The organism is Paenibacillus sp. 1011MAR3C5 (assembly GCF_003591485.1).
In the GTDB taxonomy this organism is placed as follows: Bacteria; Bacillota; Bacilli; order Paenibacillales; family Paenibacillaceae; genus Pristimantibacillus.
In genome coordinates this window covers 606,430-626,257 of record NZ_QZCF01000003.1, presented here as the reverse complement: position 1 = coordinate 626,257, position 19,828 = coordinate 606,430, and the positions used below count along the sequence as shown (strand labels likewise).

General features: G+C 52.8%; 11 protein-coding genes. 1 reads left to right on the top strand and 10 read right to left on the bottom strand.

The genetic code is table 11. The features are described 5' to 3' along the window. Positions 1–55: 55 nt before the first annotated feature. From D3P07_RS12490 to D3P07_RS12455, 8 genes are all read right to left on the bottom strand, one after another. Positions 56–823 carry a carbohydrate ABC transporter permease gene (locus tag D3P07_RS12490; RefSeq protein ID WP_259391493.1) on the bottom strand — a complete coding sequence of 256 codons (768 nt, stop codon included), beginning with the start codon at positions 821–823 and terminating at the stop codon, positions 56–58. Positions 824–978: 155 nt separating this feature from the next. Beyond that, positions 979–1,860, bottom strand: coding sequence for a carbohydrate ABC transporter permease (locus D3P07_RS12485; protein WP_119800541.1), 882 nt, complete (start codon positions 1,858–1,860; stop codon positions 979–981). A 43-nt stretch (positions 1,861–1,903) separates the two neighbouring features. After that, positions 1,904–3,208, bottom strand: a complete 1,305-nt coding sequence (locus D3P07_RS12480; protein WP_119800540.1) for an ABC transporter substrate-binding protein — start codon at positions 3,206–3,208, stop codon at positions 1,904–1,906. A gap of 126 nt (positions 3,209–3,334) precedes the next feature. Continuing rightward, positions 3,335–4,408, bottom strand: coding sequence for a response regulator (locus tag D3P07_RS12475; RefSeq protein ID WP_182914291.1), 1,074 nt, complete (start codon positions 4,406–4,408; stop codon positions 3,335–3,337). Further along, positions 4,401–6,206 carry a sensor histidine kinase gene (locus D3P07_RS12470; protein ID WP_119800538.1) on the bottom strand — a complete coding sequence of 602 codons (1,806 nt, stop codon included), beginning with the start codon at positions 6,204–6,206 and terminating at the stop codon, positions 4,401–4,403. The genes D3P07_RS12475 and D3P07_RS12470 overlap by 8 nt, the downstream gene beginning before the upstream one ends. Before the next feature lie 291 nt (positions 6,207–6,497). Beyond that, complete coding sequence (locus tag D3P07_RS12465) at positions 6,498–13,964, bottom strand: glycoside hydrolase family 3 N-terminal domain-containing protein (protein ID WP_119800537.1); 7,467 nt, start codon at positions 13,962–13,964, stop codon at positions 6,498–6,500. A gap of 156 nt (positions 13,965–14,120) precedes the next feature. Then, positions 14,121–14,711, bottom strand: coding sequence for a thymidine kinase (locus D3P07_RS12460; protein WP_119800536.1), 591 nt, complete (start codon positions 14,709–14,711; stop codon positions 14,121–14,123). Between the two features lie 36 nt (positions 14,712–14,747). Further along, a complete protein-coding gene (locus D3P07_RS12455) occupies positions 14,748–15,530 on the bottom strand; it encodes a TerC family protein (protein WP_119800535.1) in 783 nt (260 codons plus the stop codon). A gap of 331 nt (positions 15,531–15,861) precedes the next feature. Here D3P07_RS12455 and D3P07_RS12450 point away from each other — a divergent pair, with 331 nt between their 5' ends. Continuing rightward, positions 15,862–16,173, top strand: a complete 312-nt coding sequence (locus D3P07_RS12450; protein ID WP_119800534.1) for a thioredoxin family protein — start codon at positions 15,862–15,864, stop codon at positions 16,171–16,173. Positions 16,174–16,211: 38 nt separating this feature from the next. Here the strand turns inward: D3P07_RS12450 and abc-f are convergent, their stop codons facing one another. Together abc-f and D3P07_RS12440 are read right to left on the bottom strand one after the other, a co-directional pair. After that, positions 16,212–18,056 (bottom strand): ribosomal protection-like ABC-F family protein, encoded by a 1,845-nt coding sequence (gene abc-f, locus D3P07_RS12445; RefSeq protein WP_119800533.1) that lies wholly within the window; start codon positions 18,054–18,056, stop codon positions 16,212–16,214. Positions 18,057–18,517: 461 nt separating this feature from the next. Then, complete coding sequence (locus tag D3P07_RS12440) at positions 18,518–19,786, bottom strand: TraB/GumN family protein (RefSeq protein ID WP_119800532.1); 1,269 nt, start codon at positions 19,784–19,786, stop codon at positions 18,518–18,520. Positions 19,787–19,828: the final 42 nt, after the last annotated feature.

Sequence of the window (19,828 nt, the reverse complement as noted above, 5' to 3'; positions counted from 1 at the left end):
TCGTCATGCGCTCACATGAAGCTTCTGTATCTATCCTTACGATTTCTGTGACCAACTAAGCTTTGATCGCCCCTTCGGCAATGCCGTGCAAAATATACTTTTGGAGCGCGAGATACATGACGATGACCGGCAGCATGGCGAGCACCAGCGACGCCAATATGGCGGACCAGTCGTTGTTGTACTCACCGAACAGCATGTTGGTAGACAGCAGCAGCGTATAGCTCTTGTAATCTGTCAGCACCAGCAGCGGAAGCAGAAAGTCGTTCCACATCCATAATGTGTTGAGTATCGCTATCGTCGCCGTTATCGGCATCAGCAGCGGCAGGATGACCATAAAAAACAGCCGAAACTCCCCGCACCCGTCCATTACAGCCGCTTCATCGAGCTCCTTGGGCACCGACTTGACGAAGCCGTGGTACAGGAATATCGCTACCGCCACACCAAGGCCGATATACAGGAGGCCAAGCCCGGCTGTCGAGCCTTGAAGACGTAGCTCCTTGCTGATCGTCACAAGCGAAATCATAATCGAATGGAATGGAATTAAGGTCGACATGACGAACAGTCCAAACAGGAAGCCGCTCAGCCTCCCCGGCGTCCTCGACAGCTTGTAGCCCGCCATGGATGAAAACAATACGATACCCGTGAGCCCTACCGCCACTACTACAAACGTATTGGCCAGACTGCGCAAGTAACGGGTTTTCTGAAAGGCATCCGCATAGTTGCCAAACTCCGGCATAACAGGCCAAGCCAATATGTTCGTCAGCATCTCTCCTTGCGTCTTCACCGAATTCAGCAGGGCCATATAGATTGGGAACAACGTCATCACCGCGGCGACCAAAAGAAACAGCCATACCGCTGTCCTGCCGAGTCGCCTGCCGATTTGTCGCTTGTCCTCCGTGCCGGGAGACGTTGCCAGCTTGCCGCCATGTTGCGCTTCCCGATTCCCTTTCATAACCGACGCATTAGATTGTTCAGTCCTCATGCCCTCACCTCCCGCCGCTTCATAACCGCAAGCTGAATAATGGTGATGACAAGCACAATGCCGAACAAAATCATCGCCTTGGCGCTGGCATAGCCGTAACGATTGCTGAAGCTGAAGGCCTCCTCATAGATATTGATCGCAATGACCTGTGTGGACCGTCCCGGGCCTCCGCCTGTCAAGGCATATACCGAATCGAATACTTTGAACGAACTGTTCAGCGTCAGGAAGACGCCGATTGTCAGCGCCGGATAGATCATCGGCAGCGTGACATGGCGCAAGATATGGTATGCATTCGCTCCGTCAATCGCAGCCGCTTCCTTCAGTTGCTGCGGCACGCCCTGAAGCGCCGCAATATAGATCACCATCAAATAACCGACGCCGCCCCACAGGGACAAAGCCAGAATGGCAAAAAAGGAATACCGCGGATCGCCAATCCACGACTGGTCCAGCAGCATCCAACCCGTCTTTTCCGCCAAATAGGGAAACACTCTTGTGAAGATAAACATCCACATAAACCCGCCAATAATCAGGCTAAGCATGTTCGGCATAAAAAAGATCGTCCGGAACCATACCTTGCCTCTGCCCAGCGATTCCACCCATACAGCGAGCAGTATCGCCAGGAGATTCTGAAGAACCAGCATGTACAAGACGAATTTCACCGTAAACCACAGCGATTTCAAAAAATACCTGTCCCCGATCGCCTCCACATAGTTGGACAAGCCGACGAACCCATAAGTCGGATTCAAACCGTTCCAATCCGTTAAGCTGTACCACATGCCCCCGAAAGCGGGGGCAAGGGTAAATGCAGCGTAGAAGGCAAGCGCCGGCAGCACGAATACGAGCAGCATCACGTTTCTCTTCCATGTTCTTGATGTCATATGGCTCACTCCCATCTGGCCGCTCTGCATAGCGATTCGTTCATCACTTGGTCTTCACGGCCGTCTGCCATACTTTGTCGAGCGCAGCTATGACATCATCCTGCGTAGCATCCTTCACATAATAGCTTTGCAGCTGCTTCGCCGTCTCGTCCGTCACACCGTTTGGCAGCTTGAGATCGAGATAGGCTTTCCCTTGGGAGACGTATTCGCTTGCTTCATTCACCCACGGGAACACTTCGTACGTATGCACCGTTGCTATCGGATTGAATTTGAGCTCCTCGAACAATGCGGAGGAATCCTTGTCGTCCAGCATGTAGTTCAGAAGATCCAGCGCTACTTCTTTGTTAGCGCTGGTTGGAGACAGGGCAAGAGAAGTCGAGGTCGCCAAATTAATCATCGTATCGGAAGCCTGGTTGCTGACCGGCAGAGGAGCCACTCCAAATTCCATCTCCGGATTCACCTTCAGAATCGTCTCCGCATTCCATGGTCCTTGAATCCACATGGCTGCCTTGCCGTTCGCAAAATCAGCCGAGCCCGCTTCATTGCCCGTCTCGAAGGGCTTGTCGGTGCCGTTCGCCATGATAAGATCGATCATATCGAATACAGAACGGACATCGGCATATGACGCTTCGCCAGCATTCATCTTCTCGATCCAGTCGGGATGGGACGCGGAAACCGTGCCTCCAAGAGTGAGCGCCATCATGAGCTGCGGAATCCATGATTCCTGGAACGCCAGCAAGAACGGCTTGACACCTGCGGCTTGCAGCTTCTCGGCAGCAGCCTTCATCTCGTCCAGCGTCTGCGGAGGCGTAAGCCCGTTATCGCTAAAGATCGTCTTATTGTACAAATACCCCCAAGAGAGGGACTCCATCGGAAGCGCCGCAACCTTGCCGTCGTACTTCACCGTCTCGGCAACAGCTTCATACAGCTTGCTCACAAATGGCTGCCCCGTCAAATCCGCAATATAGCCCGCATCATAGTACGTAGGAATTTCGTTGGCATGAAGCGTGAACAGATCGGGAGAATCACCCGAGGATAACCGGGATTGCAGGATTTGCTTCGCCTGATCGGCGTTTGGCATCTCCAGTTGAATCGTGACATCGATGTTTTTCTCCGCCAGCTGCTTCTCCTTGAACTGGTCGAAGTATTGCTCGAATTGATCCTTGAATCGCGGGAAGGTCATAAATACCTTTAGCTCCACCTTCTTCGGCGCCTCGGCGACCGTACCGTTGCCGGCGGTCTGGGTAGGTGCAGGCTTTTCTCTATGTCCTTTATTCCCCGAGCTGCAGGCGGAGATCAGTGTGATAACCATGGTTAGCGCAAGCAGCAAATAAAGCGCCTTCTTCATTGTTCATTCCCCCTATTGGTAAGTTGCAGCTTCAGTATATCGAAGGAATAAAGCGCTTTCTTTCGAGAAATTTAACCTTGGCTTTTGTACGATATTGATCCGTCTTCCCGCAGTACCACTCCACCATTAGTCGCGTCGAAGCTGACCAGGGGTCATGCCAAAATGCTTCTTGAATACCCGGTAGAAATACGCAATGTCCTCGTATCCGGCCAGCTGTGCCGCATGCTTGATCGACATGCCCTCGTCGGCGATCAGTGCCCTGGCCTTCTCCATTCGCCGCCGGACAATATAGTCTGTCAGATTCTCGCCGACAGATGTCTTGAACATCCGGCTGAGATGCTCCTTGCTGACGAGGAACTGTCCGGCGACCGATTCCAGCGATATCGGGTTTTGGTAATGAGCGTCGACATACTGCCTCACATCAGCCATGTCCAGCCGATTCCGGGATTGTCTGAGCTGGAGCAGCGCGTCGATCGCTTTCCCATACAACATACCAACCTCCCTTAGCGCTCCTCCAGGGCTTGGATCCTGTCCGATATGCGCCTCCTCTCCCGGCAGCAGCGCCGCAAGCGACAGCTCCTGCTCCGACAGAAATTGCTCCAGCATAAGCAGCAGATCGTTGGCGATGCGGAGCGCGCTGCCCGCTTCCAGCTCTGTGCCTCGTCCGCCAATCTCATGGAGCAGCTTATGACAGGCCGCTGCAGCAGATTCTTTATTCAACTCCATCAAATACGTATAGATGCGCTCCCGCATGCCCCCGTACCGCTGCATATCAGCGCCGCTTGCGAACAAGGGCGCAAGCTCCGTCCACGCAGGCTGACTGCCGCGCTCCAGCTCTGCCTTGCTTTGCGCCAGGGCGGCATCAAGCTCCTCCGGCTTGATCGGCTTCAGCAAATATTCCACCGCTTTGGAGCGAATCGCTTGCTTGAGGTAGACAAAATCGTCATATCCGCTCATTACGATAATCTTCAGCTTCGGATATCGCTCATGCATGGCCTGAAGCAGCTCTGCGCCATCCGTACCCGGCATACGCATATCCGTGATGACAATGTCGGGCTGAAGCTCTGCGATTTTGCGCAGCCCTTCGTTGCCGTCCTCCGCTTCGCCGATGATGCGCAGCTCCAGGCGGGACCACTGGCCGAGCGCCTTCACCACTTCTCTGGACCATGGCTCGTCATCAATGATGAGAACCTTATGCATGTCGCTTCCCCCTTTCTGTTGCTTGATCCGCATCCGACTTGCTTCTGGTGACAGGCATCGTCAGGACGACCATCGTCCCTTGACCGCTTCTGCTGAATAACCGCACGCCATAGCGCTTCCCGTAGCGAAGCTGCAGACGGGCGTGGACATTTTGCAGGCCGATTCCCTTTCTTTCGGTCCGGTCTCCTGCTGAGGAATAGAGCTCCCGCTCTCCCCCGTTCAGCTCTGCTCTTAGCCCTGCCAGCTTGGTAGGATGCATGCCGAGACCCTCATCCTTCACCATCAAGACCAGGCGCGGTCCAATGATGCCAATTCGCACATCCAATCGCCATTGCCCTTCCTTCCTCTGCAGCCCGTGCTCAAATGCATTTTCAACAATCGGCTGCAGCGTGAACTTTGGAATACGTACGTCTCCGGCTTCTTCTTGGGCGATCATCTCGACAATGCAGCGGCCGATAAAGCGCTGTTCCTGAATAAACAAGTAGTTGGCGGTATGAGCAAGCTCCTCGCTTAAGCTTACCGTCTGATCATCATCTGAACGGATCGAATAACGAAGCAGATCTCCGATGACATGCGTGATGCGATAAATTTCCGGCGCTCCCTTAGCAAGCGCCATCCCGCCGATCATATGGAGTGTATTGTTCAGAAAATGAGGATTGATCTGGGCTTGCAGGGCAATCAATTGCGCATTTTTCACTTCGATTTCATGCTGGTATTCATTTTCGATCAGCGCTTTGATCCGGCCCATCATAAAGTTGTAGCCCGCCTCCAGCAGACCGATTTCATCTCTGCTCTGCACGGACTTCATCTCAAAGTCATGGATATGCGACTTGCGCATCGTCTTGGCGAGGCTCACGATTGGCCTGCTGATCCGCAGCGATACGATGATGGACAGCAGAATCGATACAGCTGTGAACACAGCGCCCGTCCACAGCCCTGCCGTCATCGTTTTTTGAGCGCTTTGGTTCACTGTCGCAACGGGAATCGCTTTGACAACATCCAGTTGGCCGTTGCCGACACGCTTGGCGAACAAATAATAATTCGGCGTTCTTGTGAATGAGACTGAGGCCGGCTCGATATCTATCGCCGGCAGGCTGTCTCTCAACTCATCCGATAAAGCTGCCGATGAGGAGCCGGGAAGGAGCTCGCCTTCGTCATTAACCAGAAAGATGACGCTTTCGGGTTCGGATTGCAGAATCGTAGCCGCCTGCTCCCATACCCGGTCATTAATCCGCACGGATATCCCCCCGACCAGCGCTTGTCCAATGAATTCATTCATGGAATGATAGGCGCTAAGGGTATCACCTGACGCCTTGAAATAAATGCCCACTGGCTCTGACAGCATTCTGCTCCACGGCCCTTGCCCGATATCAAGCGAATGAACCATTCCGCTGCTGGCATAATGGACGGAATACGCTCTCTCCGCAGCATGAAGGTACAAGGTCAACTGATCGATTTTGCGAGAGAACGAATAAAACGCCGTATTCAGGGTACCAAACAACTGATTTTGCAGCTGATATCGCTCCCCTGCTTCCAGCTCATCTACAACGGACAAGCCTTCGATTAATTCCGTCTGAATATGAACCGAATAGAACAGCGTATCCATCTGCTGTATGAGCTCGGTCAAATATTGGCTGGCCCACATCATACGGGATTCGTTGGCGTCGATCATCTCTTTCTCCACCGAATCTCTCGTATTGTTAGTCGCTTGCCATGTAATCGTAATGACAGGCAGCGTCGTCAAGCAAATCATCAGCAGCATGAGACGGAAGCGAATGCTGATTCCTTTGAGCGGCATAGTCTCCTCCTGCCCCCGGCTCGCGGGTATAATCGATTGCCTCTTTCTTCGACTGAAAGAAAGCGTTTTCCTGCACAGGCCGCGCGTGATCGGGATTGCACGATAGGGCAGCGCTTTCGATTGAGATACTATACTCGATCAATGAGGAGAACGCATTGGACTTTATTAACCTCCCTTTTTGCATCATATTGATGTTGGTAGATGAAAGTATCCCTGTCAGATACCCGCACCTAACGAAAAATCCGCCGCGAAGGTTACCCTCACGCGGCGGTCATTCATGATGAATAAGCTTTATTGGTTATAAATGCGGTATACGATAACAGCCGCTTCGGCGCGGGTCGTATGGCCCAGCGGATTCAGCTTGCCGTCGCTACCCTTCACAATGTCATTCGCCAGCAGGATCGACGCGCTTTCCTTTGCGTACGATGCCAGCTTATCCAGGTCAGAGAAGCTCTTCAGCAGGGATGCATCTCCGGCTTTGAGCGACTTGCCGGATACCGCAAGCGCTCTTGCTGTCATGGCCATCATCTCTTGTCTCGTAATGGACGCGCCCGGATCGAATGTACCGTCCGCGCGGCCGGTTACGATGCCAAGAGCTTGAGCGGCGAGCGCAGCATCATAGTAATAATCTTTTTCGGAGACATCGGAGAAGCCGATCATGCCTGCGACGTTTGCTTTGGTTTCCCATCCAAGCGCTCTGGCCAGCAGCAGCAAGAAGTCTGCTCTCTTCACTTGGCGTTCAGGAGCATATGCCTGTTCCGAGATGCCGTTAATAACGCCCTTGGCCGCCATCACTTCGATTTCATGCTTCGCCCAAGCATAACGTTGCAGATCGCCGAAGCTCTTCTCCACGTAGACTACCGCGAATGAACTAAAGTGCGATGTTGTGAACGTCACAGCTTTCGAGGCAGCTGCGTATTTGCCGCTTGGCACTGCATGTACTGCATCTTGGTTATCGATGTACCAGACCGTCAGCCGCTCGTTGTAGCCGCTCTCTTGCGCTGTCGGCTCATAAGGAACCGTTACGTTAACAGGAGCATTCGGGTTGCTCCAAGGTACAGGAACGCCATCGATTGCAAGATGCAGCTCTACGACTGGACGTGTGCCGATTTGAGCTTTCAACTCATCGCTGAGGCCCGAACTGTCAGCATCGCGAATGATGATGGACAGCTTCTTGGCTTCGCCAACAACGGCTTTGCCCACCATATGGCTAGGCAATTCAATCGTTCCCGAAGGTGTCACGATAACAAGGTAGTAATCCAGGCTGCTGTGCGTGATGCTGTCGGTTGGAAGTTCAACCTCATAGCCTTTCGCTCCATCCGCTTGCGGTACGCGAATGGTAATCCGCTGAACCGTACCGGATGTACCGCCTGACAAAGCATCTTCCAGCGACTTCTCTGTAATCGCGGTAGTCGCGATTCCGGTAGTCTCATTCACAACAGGCGCAGGAGCTGCAATTTCTTTGCCATCCACTACTTCCGGCTCTTCCGTTACCGGCGGCGCGATGACTTCGCCTCCACCTGTGCTTGGCGATATTTGATACGTGAATGGTGCAATAAAGCTGTCTTGCATGCCATCCTTCACAGCGATTGCGCGGATAACGGCAAGTCCGCTCATCGCGATCGCTCTGCTGTATTTCTCACCGTTGTCCTTGCTTGGCACGCTTCCATCAAGCGTGTAGTAGATAGTGGCTCCCTCTGTAGCTGAGTTCAGCGTGACGCTGCGCGATCCGTTGTATGCACCAACCTTAAGCGATGCTCTCGGCAGCCCAACGGTTCCTCCGATTTCTTGCACCGGCTCTGATGGCTCCAGGGTGAACCAGTCCAGATTCGCGCCTTCTCCGCCAAAGTTCAATCTGAGCGTCTGCACGCCCTCTGGCAGCTGTACAACATGGGACACTTCCTGATAATTGCCCCAGTCGCCTGTAGCTCCAAACGGTACGGCTCCGTACGATGCGCCTCCTGCATTGCCAATCGTCAATCTAACGCCCGACTGTGGAGTAGCATAACGGTATACGACTTTGTAGTAGCCGCCTTCTGTAATATCGACGGCATAATCGACATGCCCGCCGGCAACCGTAAAGCCAATATTGCGGAACTCAGTTGCCGTCCCCGCATTATTCGTCTGAACAGCAGCGCTGCTTGCGCTTGTATATGTCTCTGCCTCTACCTTCAGCGTTCCGTTCTCTGCATCTGTTGCAGGAACTTCAAGCTTCTCGAACTTGATGCCTCTAAGCTCGTAGCCGCCCGCTCCAGCAGCAAGTCGGATGCGCTGTTCGCCTTTGGAGAGCTGCAGCTCCGTACGCATTTGCACAACCTGGTTATACAAATTCGGCACAGTTACAGCGGTTTTGTCCGCTCCGCCATTCGTCTGCCATACGATTCCATTATAGGATTGTGAGTTGGATGTGACTGTCAGCTCCGCCATGTAGCGGCCGCTCTCCGGCACGTCAACCAGATACTCTGCATAGTCTCCCGCTTCAATACCCGAGAAGTGGCTGGCTGCGCCAGATCCCGACACTGTGATTCCCTTCATTTGATGGAATTGATCGAGCGCGTTCAGCTCAAGCAGCCCGACCGGATCGGTGACGTTGACCGTTCCCGATAGCCGCGTATGGGCTGTCAATTCGCTGTCTCCTGCAGAATCGCCATAAGCTAGTACCGGCACATGAACATTCAGCTGGAGATCATCGTAATACGTTGTGCCATTCCATGCCAGCGTCAGCTTCACCTGCGTTGCCGATACCCACTCGGCGGAAGCAAGGGATACGCCGCCGCGATCAACAGCAGGTCCCGATACGGTGATAGCGTCTACATGATCGGCCAGCAGCTTGCCGCCGCTAATCGTAAGAAGAATTTCTTTGCCGTCCGCATTATAGCCCACTTGTGCAGGGGACAAGGTGACGGACTCCGGATCGTTCACGGCTGTGAACAGAATGGAAGCCGTGAGTGATGCACCCGCCACTGCCCCGTCTACTTCATCAGAGGCTGCGGTAAGTACTGCTGTACGGTCGGAATCATAGTCTTCCACCGCTGCACCAGCGAGCGTGACAACCGCTGTCGTATCATCCGTTCTCTCTACACTCGCTACGGATACTCCGTCCAGTCCGATGAGGGACCAATTGCTTGCCTGGAGATCAGCGGTGAAGACACCGTTCAGCAGATGTACTGTAATCTTGCTTCCTGCTTCGCTGCCTTCAACAATCGGTTGTTGTTCCAGTACAAAAGCTGCTCCGATTGCCACGAAGTCAAGGCGGCTGACTGCGCCCGAGACATCCAAGCGAATCTTGTTGATTCCATCCTCAAGCGTAATCATGCCTTCAGCCCGGCCAGAAGCGCCGGTTGTGCCGGGCAGCGCCACAACGGATTGCTCTTCATCATTTACGGTAACCTTAAGCTCGCCGCCGCTCTCTGGAGCTGCGTACTGATAGGTTACGCCATAGTCGCCTCCACCCGTGGCCAAGACGGTGTATTCCACCCAGTCGTCCTGGTCGGCGCCTGCCAACGAAGAGCCTTGCGTGACTACGCCATAAGCGCTGCTATAACGGCTGCCTTCAATCAATCCCGGCAGCGTAGTCAGGCCTGAATCCACCGCGCTCAGCGAGATGCTGCGGATGATGTAGCCGCTGCCGCTGGCATTCAGCGTCAGCAATTGCTTGCCCGCTTGAAGGTCGATCAGACTGCGTACTTTCGCGGAATTGTCTCCTGTGTCCTGCACAAGCGCTATCGCTTCACCCGTGCCGATCTGAACCTCCGCTTCTTGCGGCGAGCCGCTATATTCAATATCCGCGTAGTAGGTTCCGCCTTCCTTCACTTCCGTTACATAATGGAAGGCTGCTTGATCCGTCTCGGAGAAGCCGCCGATCGCACCATCTTGAACGACATATTGCCCTTCCGCCGATGCGAAAGCGCTGGCAGCAACTTCAGTCATTGGCTGAAGCCCCTGAGCGCGGTCGAATCGGTAAGTCGCCACAGACTTAGCTGGCAACGTCGCGTTCATCTGCAAGCCGTCCGCCAGAATCTTGAACGGCTGCGGATCGGCTGTGCGGTTGATAACAACCGTTACAATCTCTTTGCCGTCCGGACTTGCGAAAGCCACATTCGTCACCGTCGATGCGGAGCCGTAGTTGCTGTCGATACGAACGTAACCCGGCTTCACAAATTTGGTGAAATGGCCCATCAGGTAATACTCCGGCAAGATCCAGTAGTTATCCGGATTCGAGGAATCCTGAATAATCGGTGTCGGATCAGGAATGCCCACCCACTGATGAGTGGCAATGTCGCTATCCAGCATCGTCACCCAGCTGTTGTAGCTTTTTGCATAGTTGCGGAAGTATTGCGCAATTCGATCTGCGCCTGTTGTTCCCCATACTGCTCTCTCCGTCAGATAGACGCTTTTCTCAGGGAACATCTCTTGCAGAACGCTCATCATGGACAGCTCGCCGCCATAATCGTGGAACGCTGTTCCTTCGACTGCGTCGTACGCGCCTTCCAGTTCATCGCCCAGCACAAGCGCAGGGAATGCCATGGTATCGCCCGGGTTGTGATCGAACATCCAGAGCTTCACGGATTGAATGCGCGGATTGCTGTTCGAATCGAGTCTTTCTCTCAGCAGCTTGGCTAGTCTGGATGTCTGCTGCCAAGACATCGCTGTACTTGGATAATCGATCTCCAGCAAGGGTTCATTCTGAAGCGTCATGCCTTCGAAGTATATGCCTTGCTCCGCGTAAGCCTCCAGAAACTTCTCGTAGTATTTGGCTACAAGCGGCAAGTACTCTTCCTTCACTTGTCCTCTGATCATGCTGTCCGTCGTCTTCATCCAGCCTGGAGGGCTCCATGGAGATGCAAAGAATTGGATATCCGGATTAATCTGCTGAATCTTCTTGACCATTGGGATTATGCCCAAATCAATATCTTTCTGAATCGAGAAGTTCTCCAGATTCTCATCGGTTTGTCCCGGCGGCATATCGTTGTACGAATAGAACTTCTGCGCCGTAAAGTCGGATGTGCCGATCGTCAGGCGAATCAGGCTCATGCCGATGCCTTCTTCCGGATGCACCAGCTTTCTCAGCAGCTCGTCCTGCTTGTCCGGGGACATTTTCATCAAGTTATAGATCGTGGATTCTTCCATAGATGAACCGATGCCCAGCATCGATTGGTAGGTTTTGTCCGGATTAAGCGCAATCTCGGTTACATCGCCGCCATCCGGCAATCTAAGATCCAGATTCGCACCCGGCTCCAGCTTCTTGTCGCCCGGCTGGTAGCGATCGCCGTAATACCATTTCCGGTCCGCCGCGTCGCGCTCCGTGGAGACCCATGTTTCGACTCCGCCCGCTACGATAATGTCGCCAGTGCCTTCGTTGCCTGCCGGATCGGTTCCGCCGCCGTTACCGCCGCCTGCCGGCACATCACCAGTGCGCGTGAATTCTACCCAGTTGTAGTTGATATCGCCTGCGACGAACTCCAGACGCAGCGTCTGCACGCCGCCCTTCGGCAGCACGATATCTTGCACCTCGGCTGTTGCCCAGTTCTGCCAGCCGCCTGTCGATCCGACATTCAGCGTTCCTGCTGTCGCTCCGTCTTCTGTCTTGACGCGGATTCCTGTCGCTCCGCCATTGCCCGCGTAGCGGAATGCCGCCTTGTACGTGCCCGGCTCCTCAATATTCACCCGGTAGTCCAGCCAGGCTCCTGCGGATGTCCAGCCGACATTGAGTCCGCCGCCTTCGTCCTGCGTCGTCTCTGTATTCAGTCCGTTGCTCTTAGCCGAGAAGGCTTCCGCTTCGATCTTGCCCGGAATGCTCTCCGCATGCGGCTGAGGCAATACAGGCGCATCCGGCAGCTCCGGCGTTTCTTGGCCGCGCTTCAGACCATATCCGACGTCGAACAGCAAGTTGTCGCTGCCTTCCGTGAGCGGATAGTTCGCGCTTACGTAGAATGGCCATTCAATCGGATTTGTTCCTTTGAAGTCCTTGCTGCCTAGCAGCACGTCAGCTACGCCGCGGCCTTCCGTACCCGGAAGCCATGCCGCAACGAGGCCCTGCCAATCGCCAAGCTGCTCGCTAATCGTCATCGGACGACCGCTTACGAGCACAACCACGATCGGAATGTTCGGATCCGATTCACGGATATTGCGAAGCGTCTCTCGATCGACCTCATCCAGATCCAGCGCCGTACGGTCGCCGTCGGATTCCGCATACGGCGTCTCGCCGATGACGACGATCGCCACGTCATGACCTGTTGCACCGCGTCCGTGCTTGTTGTACGTCACCGTCTTCGATGTTCCCGATACGGCATCGCGAATGCCTTTCAGAATGGTCGTGCCTTCTGTAATCTTGCCCGACGCACCCTGCCATGTAATCGACCAGCCGCCGGACTGAATGCCGATATCATCCGCGCTTTTGCCCGCAACATACAGCTTGCTCATGTTCGGCAATTGCGACAGAATCGGCGTTCCGTTCACCTTATCGTTCTTCAGCAGTACCAGCGATTCCGCAACAGCTTGACGAGCGATGCTGCGGTGAGCCGCCGCTCCTACGCTTCCCGCCAGATCCTTGTCTGCCTTCGGGTATTCGAATAGTCCCGAGGCGATCTTAACCTTCAGAATGCGAAGCACCGCGTCATCCAGTCTTTCCTCAGTGATAGCGCCTTCATTCACTAGCGCAATCAGATGGTTGAGCGCATTCTTCCAATCGCCTGTCAGCATGAACATGTCCACGCCCGCATTCACGGAGACGCGAACCTGGTCCTTGAGACCGCTTACAGCATTGCCATCTTGGTCTCTCGCAATTTGCTGAATGGCATTGTAGTCCGAAATAACGAAGCCCTTGAAGCCCAGCTCGCCTTTCAGCACATCCGTCAGAAGCCGTTTGTTGGCATGCATCTTGAGACCTGCAATGCTGTGGTAGGAAGCCATAACGGTCTGTACGCCAGCCGCAATCGCTTCCTTGTACATCTGCACATCATGAGCCAATATTTGCTCTTCGGTATATTTCGTTGTATCGCCTTGGTTCTTGCCGTTGTCCGTAAAGCCCTCTCCGATAAAATGCTTCGCCGTGCCCACGGCTCTAAGAGGGTTCCGTCGCTCCGCATCTGACTTGCCCTGGAGCCCTTCAATAAACGCCGCGCCCAGTGCGCCCGTTCTAGTCGGGTCCGAGCTGAAGCCCTCGTACGTTCTGCCCCAACGAATATCTTGCGGCGCTGCAATCGTAGGCGCAAAATCCCAATTCGTGCCTGTCGCACGCATCTCCTTCGCCGTCGCTTGTCCGATTTGAAGCATTAAATCAGAATTGTTGGCCGCACCGAGGCCGATATTATGCGGAAACAGCGTTGCGCCCAGCACATTGTTATGCCCGTGGACCGCATCCACGCCATACAACAGCGGAATGCCGAGTCTCGTCGACAGCGCACCGTCTTGGAGGCTGTCCGTCAGCTCGCGCCACTTGTCCTCCGTGCTGTCCGCCTGTATTCCGTTCGGGAACGATCCGCCGCCGCTTAGCACCGAACCGATCAAATATTGCTTAACCTCTTGCGGAGTAATATTCGATTTCTCCGGCTGGATCATTTGTCCCGCCCGTTCTTCGATCGTCATCCTGCCGAGCAGATCCTCCGCCCTCTCATCCACGCTCTTCGCCGGATTCAGATAGACGGGCAGACCAGCTGCAGCCGCTAGAGCAGATGGTGCTCCAGCAGCGGCGAACAGCCCCGTCACCAGCGTAAGTGCCAGAAAGGATGACAGCAGTCTCTTAACCTTTCTTCCCATTGCAAAAACCCTCCTCAACCCTTGTAGGTTCTCCCGTGCTTGTCCAGCTGTAGATGGGCAAGGACAAAATTCGGGATTCTCTACAAGTATAAAATTGAAAGGAGGGTCTTAAATAGGCTTCATTTTTATGATGACCTGTACCATTTTTGCGAAATGCTAGTGATTCGAATTTTGGAACGCCTGATTATAGCATCTTCGGCATACGGGCTTGTAATCCTCGTTGCCGCCGATCTGAATCTGCTCCCCGGAGTTGACTGGCTGCCCGTCGCGGAACCGGATGACCATCGTCGCCTTGCGGTCGCAATACCAGCAGATCGTTTTGATCTCTTCGATTTTGTCCGCATGCACCAGCAGATTGTAGCTGCCTTCAAACAACTGATTCCGAAAGTCGTTCTTGAGGCCAAAGGCCATCACCGGGATATTCAGCTCGTCTACAACGCGCGTCAGCTCCAGAATATGATGCCGCATCAGGAATTGCGCTTCATCAATCAGTACGCAGTAGATGCGGCCGGAAGCAGCCACCTGCTCCTTCACATTGTCGAACAGATTCGTCGACTCCTCTACCGGAATCGCCTCACGCTCGAAGCCGACACGCGAGCCGACGCGGTAGACGTTTTCTCTGGCGCCGACAGCGGGCGAATAGATAAGCACCGGCTTGCCCTGTTCCTCATAGTTATGCGCTACTTTAATGATCTCGAACGATTTGCCGCTGTTCATCGTCCCGTATTTGTAATATAACTGTGCCAACCGAGATCTCCTCCACTACCCTTTAAGTGGATTCCATTATACCGCTTTGACCGATTCCTTGTCTTTACTTCCGGATAAAAACCAGCCCACGACCGCGATGAGAATCAGAACCGCATAGAACGTCAGCTTCCAGCCCGTCGACTCTGCAAAGTCATGCGAGATCACATGGATGGACGGATGCGCGAGCGTATGGACAGCCAGCTTGACGCCCACCCAGCCGACGATACAGAATGCTGCGATCTCAAGTCCAGGTCTGCTCTCCAGCAGCTTGACAAACAAGGTTGCCGCAAAACGCATAATAAGAAGTCCGATAAATCCGCCAAGGAAGATGACGATGAAATGTCCGCCGTCCATGCCGCCGATCTTCGGCAGATTCGTTGTCGGCAATGCAACCGCGAGCGCAACGGCTGCTAGAATCGAGTCAATCGCAAATGCGATATCGGCAACCTCGACCTTGAATACCGTCATCCAAAAACCGCTTTTCTTCGGTTCCTTGCCCGCATTCTTATCCGCTGAATCCTCGCCTTTTTTGACAATAAGCTTTCGGAAAATATGATTGAGTGCAATAAATAACAGGTACAACGCGCCAATTGCTTGCACTTGCCATACGTCAACGAGGAATGAAATCGCGAACAAAGAAGCGAATCGGAATACAAACGCGCCCGCAAGTCCATAGAACAGTGCTTTCTTCCGCTCCTTCTCCGGCAAGTGCTTCACCATAATAGCGAGCACTAGCGCATTATCCGCTGCAAGCAAACCTTCCAGCGCAATGAGTACGAGCAGTACCCACCCATACTCCAGCAATAATCCAAAATCCATAACCATTCCTCCTACAATTAGTTATTCCCTAACCTCACGAGTCCATGAACACAAAAAGACCTCTGCCTAAGTGTAAATACCACTAGACAAAGGTCTCGCAAACAACGCATGCTTCCTGCGCTGCCAATAAAGCCGGAGAAGGTTATTCTCGTCATGACGACTTTACTGTATGAGCTACTCCCCTTTGGAGTATATAAAGTTCATGGATTTGTGTTGCACATGTAATCTATACGGGACAACGTTTCATTAGGTTCCACTTTTTTTCGAAAAAAAACAAAAAATTTGTTATGATGGGAAAACACGAACCGTTACCGGAAAGGAGCAGCACAAATTGCCACTTCAAGAGCTTGCCGAGAAGGAACTTCTCCAATTGAATCACGCCGATATCAGCCGGGCAGCTATCCTGTTCACGACACCCATGTGCGGCACCTGCAAAGTCGCGGAGCGTATGCTGGAGATTGCCGAAGCGGCTGGTATCGATTATCCGCTATATAAGACTAACATCAACTTTACTCCCCGATTACGAGAGCAATGGCGTATCGGCAGCGTTCCTTGCCTGATCGTGCTTCGCAACGGCAAACTGGTCAGACAGGAATATGCTATGCGCTCTGTGGACCATTTATACCGGCTGTTGAAAGATTAGATGGTTGGGAGAGCCCCTTGGACTTATCTATTCCTTTATCAATCTGCGTAATCCGTTGAATCACCCAATTGTTTCAACTGAAGCTTGACGCTCCTGATCTCCAGCATCAGGCTGCGATCATCTTCCTCAGACTTCAGCTTCTCCATCCCCATAAGCTGTGTTAACCGAAGCTTCAGCTTGTCGCGCTCATACTGGATTTGCAATTGCTCAGCGGACATGGCTCTAAGCCGTTGGCTGGATTCATATTCATCGAAGGTTCCGGCGAATACATGCGGCTCGGACATGCCATCCATAACGACAAGTGACGTTGCCAGCCTCTTCGTCAAATACCGGTCATGTGTGATCAGCAGCACCGTACCCGGATATTGTCTCAGCGCTTCCTCGACCCTCTCCCTTGTATCGATGTCCAAATAGTTGGTCGGCTCATCCAACACCAGCATATTGCATTTGCCGAAAAACAATCGCAGGAATGCGACGCGGCATTTCTCGCCCATGCTCAAATCGCCAATGCGCTTAAACACTTCTTCCTTGCGAAACAAGAAGCAAGCCAGTATCGTTCGTGCATGTGACTGAGTCATACCCGGCAGGTCCAGCAGGCTATCCAGCAGTGTCTGACCTGCATCCATGCGGCTCAGCTCTTGCTCGAAATAGCCAATCTTTGCATGCGGATGCCGAATCACCGCGCCCTCGGAAGCTTTCAAGCTGCCGATCGCCAGCTTGGCTAACGTAGACTTGCCTGCTCCGTTCGGGCCAATGATCGCTACGCGCTCGCCTCTGCTTACATTCATGTTGAACTGCGTCAGCAGGGGCCTGCTGTCTGAATAAGCAAAGCTGATTCCTTCCATGCGGATCACATGGGCCGCTTCGAATGCTTCTGATTCCAGCCGCATATAAAGCTGTGCTGCCTCGCGCGGCTTCTGAACGCCTTCCGCATCAAGCCGCTGCAGTGCAGATTCCTTGGCATGAAGCCTGGAGACGTTCTTTTTCGATTTTGATCTTAGGAAGTCATTCTGACCTGCGGCTTTATGAGCCTGTTGAAACCACTGAGCATACATGCGAATGCTCTCCAGCAGCTTCTCCCGCTCCAGCTCCTGCTTCTTATGCTGTGCCTCGATTGTGCGCAGCTCTACATCCTTCGCTCTCCTATAATCCGAATAACCGCCTTCATACCTCTTAGCGCTCTCTTTAGTCAGTTCAATTACCGCAGTAGCGGTACGGTCAATGAACATCCGATCATGCGATACGTAGACAATCGTCCCTTTATACGAGACGACCCACTCCTCCAGCCATAATAGCGATGCCGAGTCCAGATGGTTGGTCGGCTCATCGAGCAGCAGCAGCTTCGGTTCCTTCAGCAGCAAGGCGGCAAGCTGCGCTTTCGTCTTCTGCCCGCCGCTCAGACTGGCATACGGCTGAGCCCAGTGCTCCGGGCCGAGCTGAAGCTGGCGAAGCGCCAGCTCCGCTCTTCGCTCCCACTCATATCCGTCGAATGTATATCTTTCCATAAGCGAACTGTACCTCTCAAGCTCCTCCGCATCCGTCACGCCTGCACCCATCTTATTCATACAAGCTTCAAGCTCTTGTTTAAGCTGGTAGCGCTCCGGGCAGGAGCTGTTGAGTACCGTGTCCATCAGAGATAGATGGGCAGCTTGCCCCGGCTGCTGATCCAGCCATCCCCATTGCTCTAGTGATAGGAGGCGCTGAATCTGTCCTTCATCAAGAGCGATTCGCCCTGTGATGGCATGCAATAAAGTTGTCTTGCCGACTCCGTTTCTCCCGAATAAGGCAAGCCGCTCTCCCTCTCGTATATCAAAGCTGACGTCCTTGAACAACATCTCGCCGTCCCAATCCTTTGCTGCTTGCTGTACTTTAACCAATAGCATATATACATCCCTCCGCATCTGCGAAAAAAATAAAAAAACCGTGGCGCGCGGCACACGGTCTGAAATACGCGGGGGATATCAGGCTCGCACAAAACAAACGCATCACACTAATCTGCATCCAGGCAGAAAAAATGTTTACGAATGATTCCATGCAACCGATCTAACTCGCAGCTCCCCAAAATGACACACGTATCCCCTGACCGACTCTCGCATAAGTGCGAGCTAGCCGCTTGTTATCTTCAACAAGTTGTTCTTCAGGTTATCACGTGTCATTAATTCATCGGTGGAGGTCCTCCTGCAGTCGTTAGAATTAGGTTCCATTATATAGGAAGGATGTGGAGGGACGCAAGGGGCGAATAGCTACATTGTTTTTCAAGAAAGAGAGACAGTCCATTTAAGGACTGCCTCTCTGAATTTGATGCTACGTTTCTTTCAGACGTACTTCAATGCTTTATCTTGCATTAGATGCGTGTAACGGTATATCCCTTTTCTTTAAGCAGTGTAATCAAGCCATCCTCGCCAAGCATATGAAGATATCCGGCTACGACGAAGTACGACTCTTTTTTCTCGTTATTCAGGTAGCCTTCGATTTTCTCCAGCATGCCTGCATGGCGATTCTTCACCAGCTTCTCGTAAAACTCCTCTTCTTTATGCAGCTCTGCAACCAGCGCTTCCAAGCCAGCATCATCACCTTGAATCCACAGATCGGCCAGAGCGTTCAAAGTAGGTTCTGTCGTTTCCTTCACGCCGAAGATACCGTCTAAGGTTTCGTTCAACTGCGACTCTTGCAATTCCTTCGAAAAGCTATCGAATACTTGCAACTGCGAAGTAAATGACTCCAATTCCAATACCGGCTTGTTAGATGCTAGAGCTCTATTCAAATAATACATATCAATGCCAATTCCGCCTTGGTATCCAGCAGTTGCCGATGCATAATTGGACATATCCAGATTCACAGACCAAGGTTTAAAGGTATCATAAGCATTCAATTCTAATCCTAGATCTTTCAAAAAGGATTGAACGCGAGTATATGTATCTGCCGAGATGTGATCCTTTAATGTTGTGCCGTCGGCGTATACCTGAATAGCTGCAATTTCTTTTTGAACCGACTCTTCTCCAGCCTTGGTCACATCTACTTCAACCACCAAATGATCGGAATCGTCGAAAGCTTGCTCAACTTCATCACGCAATGGATACAAGTTCGGATCGCCTACATGGATCGAACCCATAAGATGGACTTCTACGCCGTCCTTCTCTACCTTCCATAGATAACCTTTGCTAGCTTCCTTGGTTAATAGTACGGAACGATTAGCAGCGTCCCATTTCAGCTCGTAACCAATAGCCTCACTGATGAAAGCAACCGGAACATACGTCGATCCTTTTAGAATTTGAGGAGCAGCCGTCAGTTCCTTAGAGGCACCATTAACGGCTCCGACTGGATTGCCGATCTGAAGCGCAATCGAGAAGCCATACTTTTCGGCAATCACAACTTGCTTGGCTTCATCCCAAACCAGCGTGTAGCCAAGCGCCTCCAGTACAGCTCTTACTGGAACCAGTGTTGTTCCGTCTACTTCAACCGGAGCATTCGCGCCAAATTGAACTTCCTCATCGTTAATCCATACTTTTACTGCTTCGCTTGCGGTTGCGGTGTTGCCTTGTGCCTGCACGCCTGTCGCCAGTACAAAAACCATGACAAAGGCAGCCAATAGCGAGGTCCATTTCTTCTTCAAAACTACCACTCCTTCGATATATTTATCATAGATTCTGATGCA

Bases quoted from the DNA above. Each gene is read 5' to 3' on its own strand.
- D3P07_RS12490 (WP_259391493.1), bottom strand. From the start codon at position 823: ATGACGTTGTTCCCAATCTATATGGCCCTGCTGAATTCGGTGAAGACG.
- D3P07_RS12485 (WP_119800541.1), bottom strand. From the start codon at position 1,860: ATGACATCAAGAACATGGAAGAGAAACGTGATGCTGCTCGTATTCGTG.
- D3P07_RS12480 (WP_119800540.1), bottom strand. From the start codon at position 3,208: ATGAAGAAGGCGCTTTATTTGCTGCTTGCGCTAACCATGGTTATCACA.
- D3P07_RS12475 (WP_182914291.1), bottom strand. From the start codon at position 4,408: ATGCATAAGGTTCTCATCATTGATGACGAGCCATGGTCCAGAGAAGTG.
- D3P07_RS12470 (WP_119800538.1), bottom strand. From the start codon at position 6,206: ATGCCGCTCAAAGGAATCAGCATTCGCTTCCGTCTCATGCTGCTGATG.
- D3P07_RS12465 (WP_119800537.1), bottom strand. From the start codon at position 13,964: ATGGGAAGAAAGGTTAAGAGACTGCTGTCATCCTTTCTGGCACTTACG.
- D3P07_RS12455 (WP_119800535.1), bottom strand. From the start codon at position 15,530: ATGGATTTTGGATTATTGCTGGAGTATGGGTGGGTACTGCTCGTACTC.
- abc-f (WP_119800533.1), bottom strand. From the start codon at position 18,056: ATGCTATTGGTTAAAGTACAGCAAGCAGCAAAGGATTGGGACGGCGAG.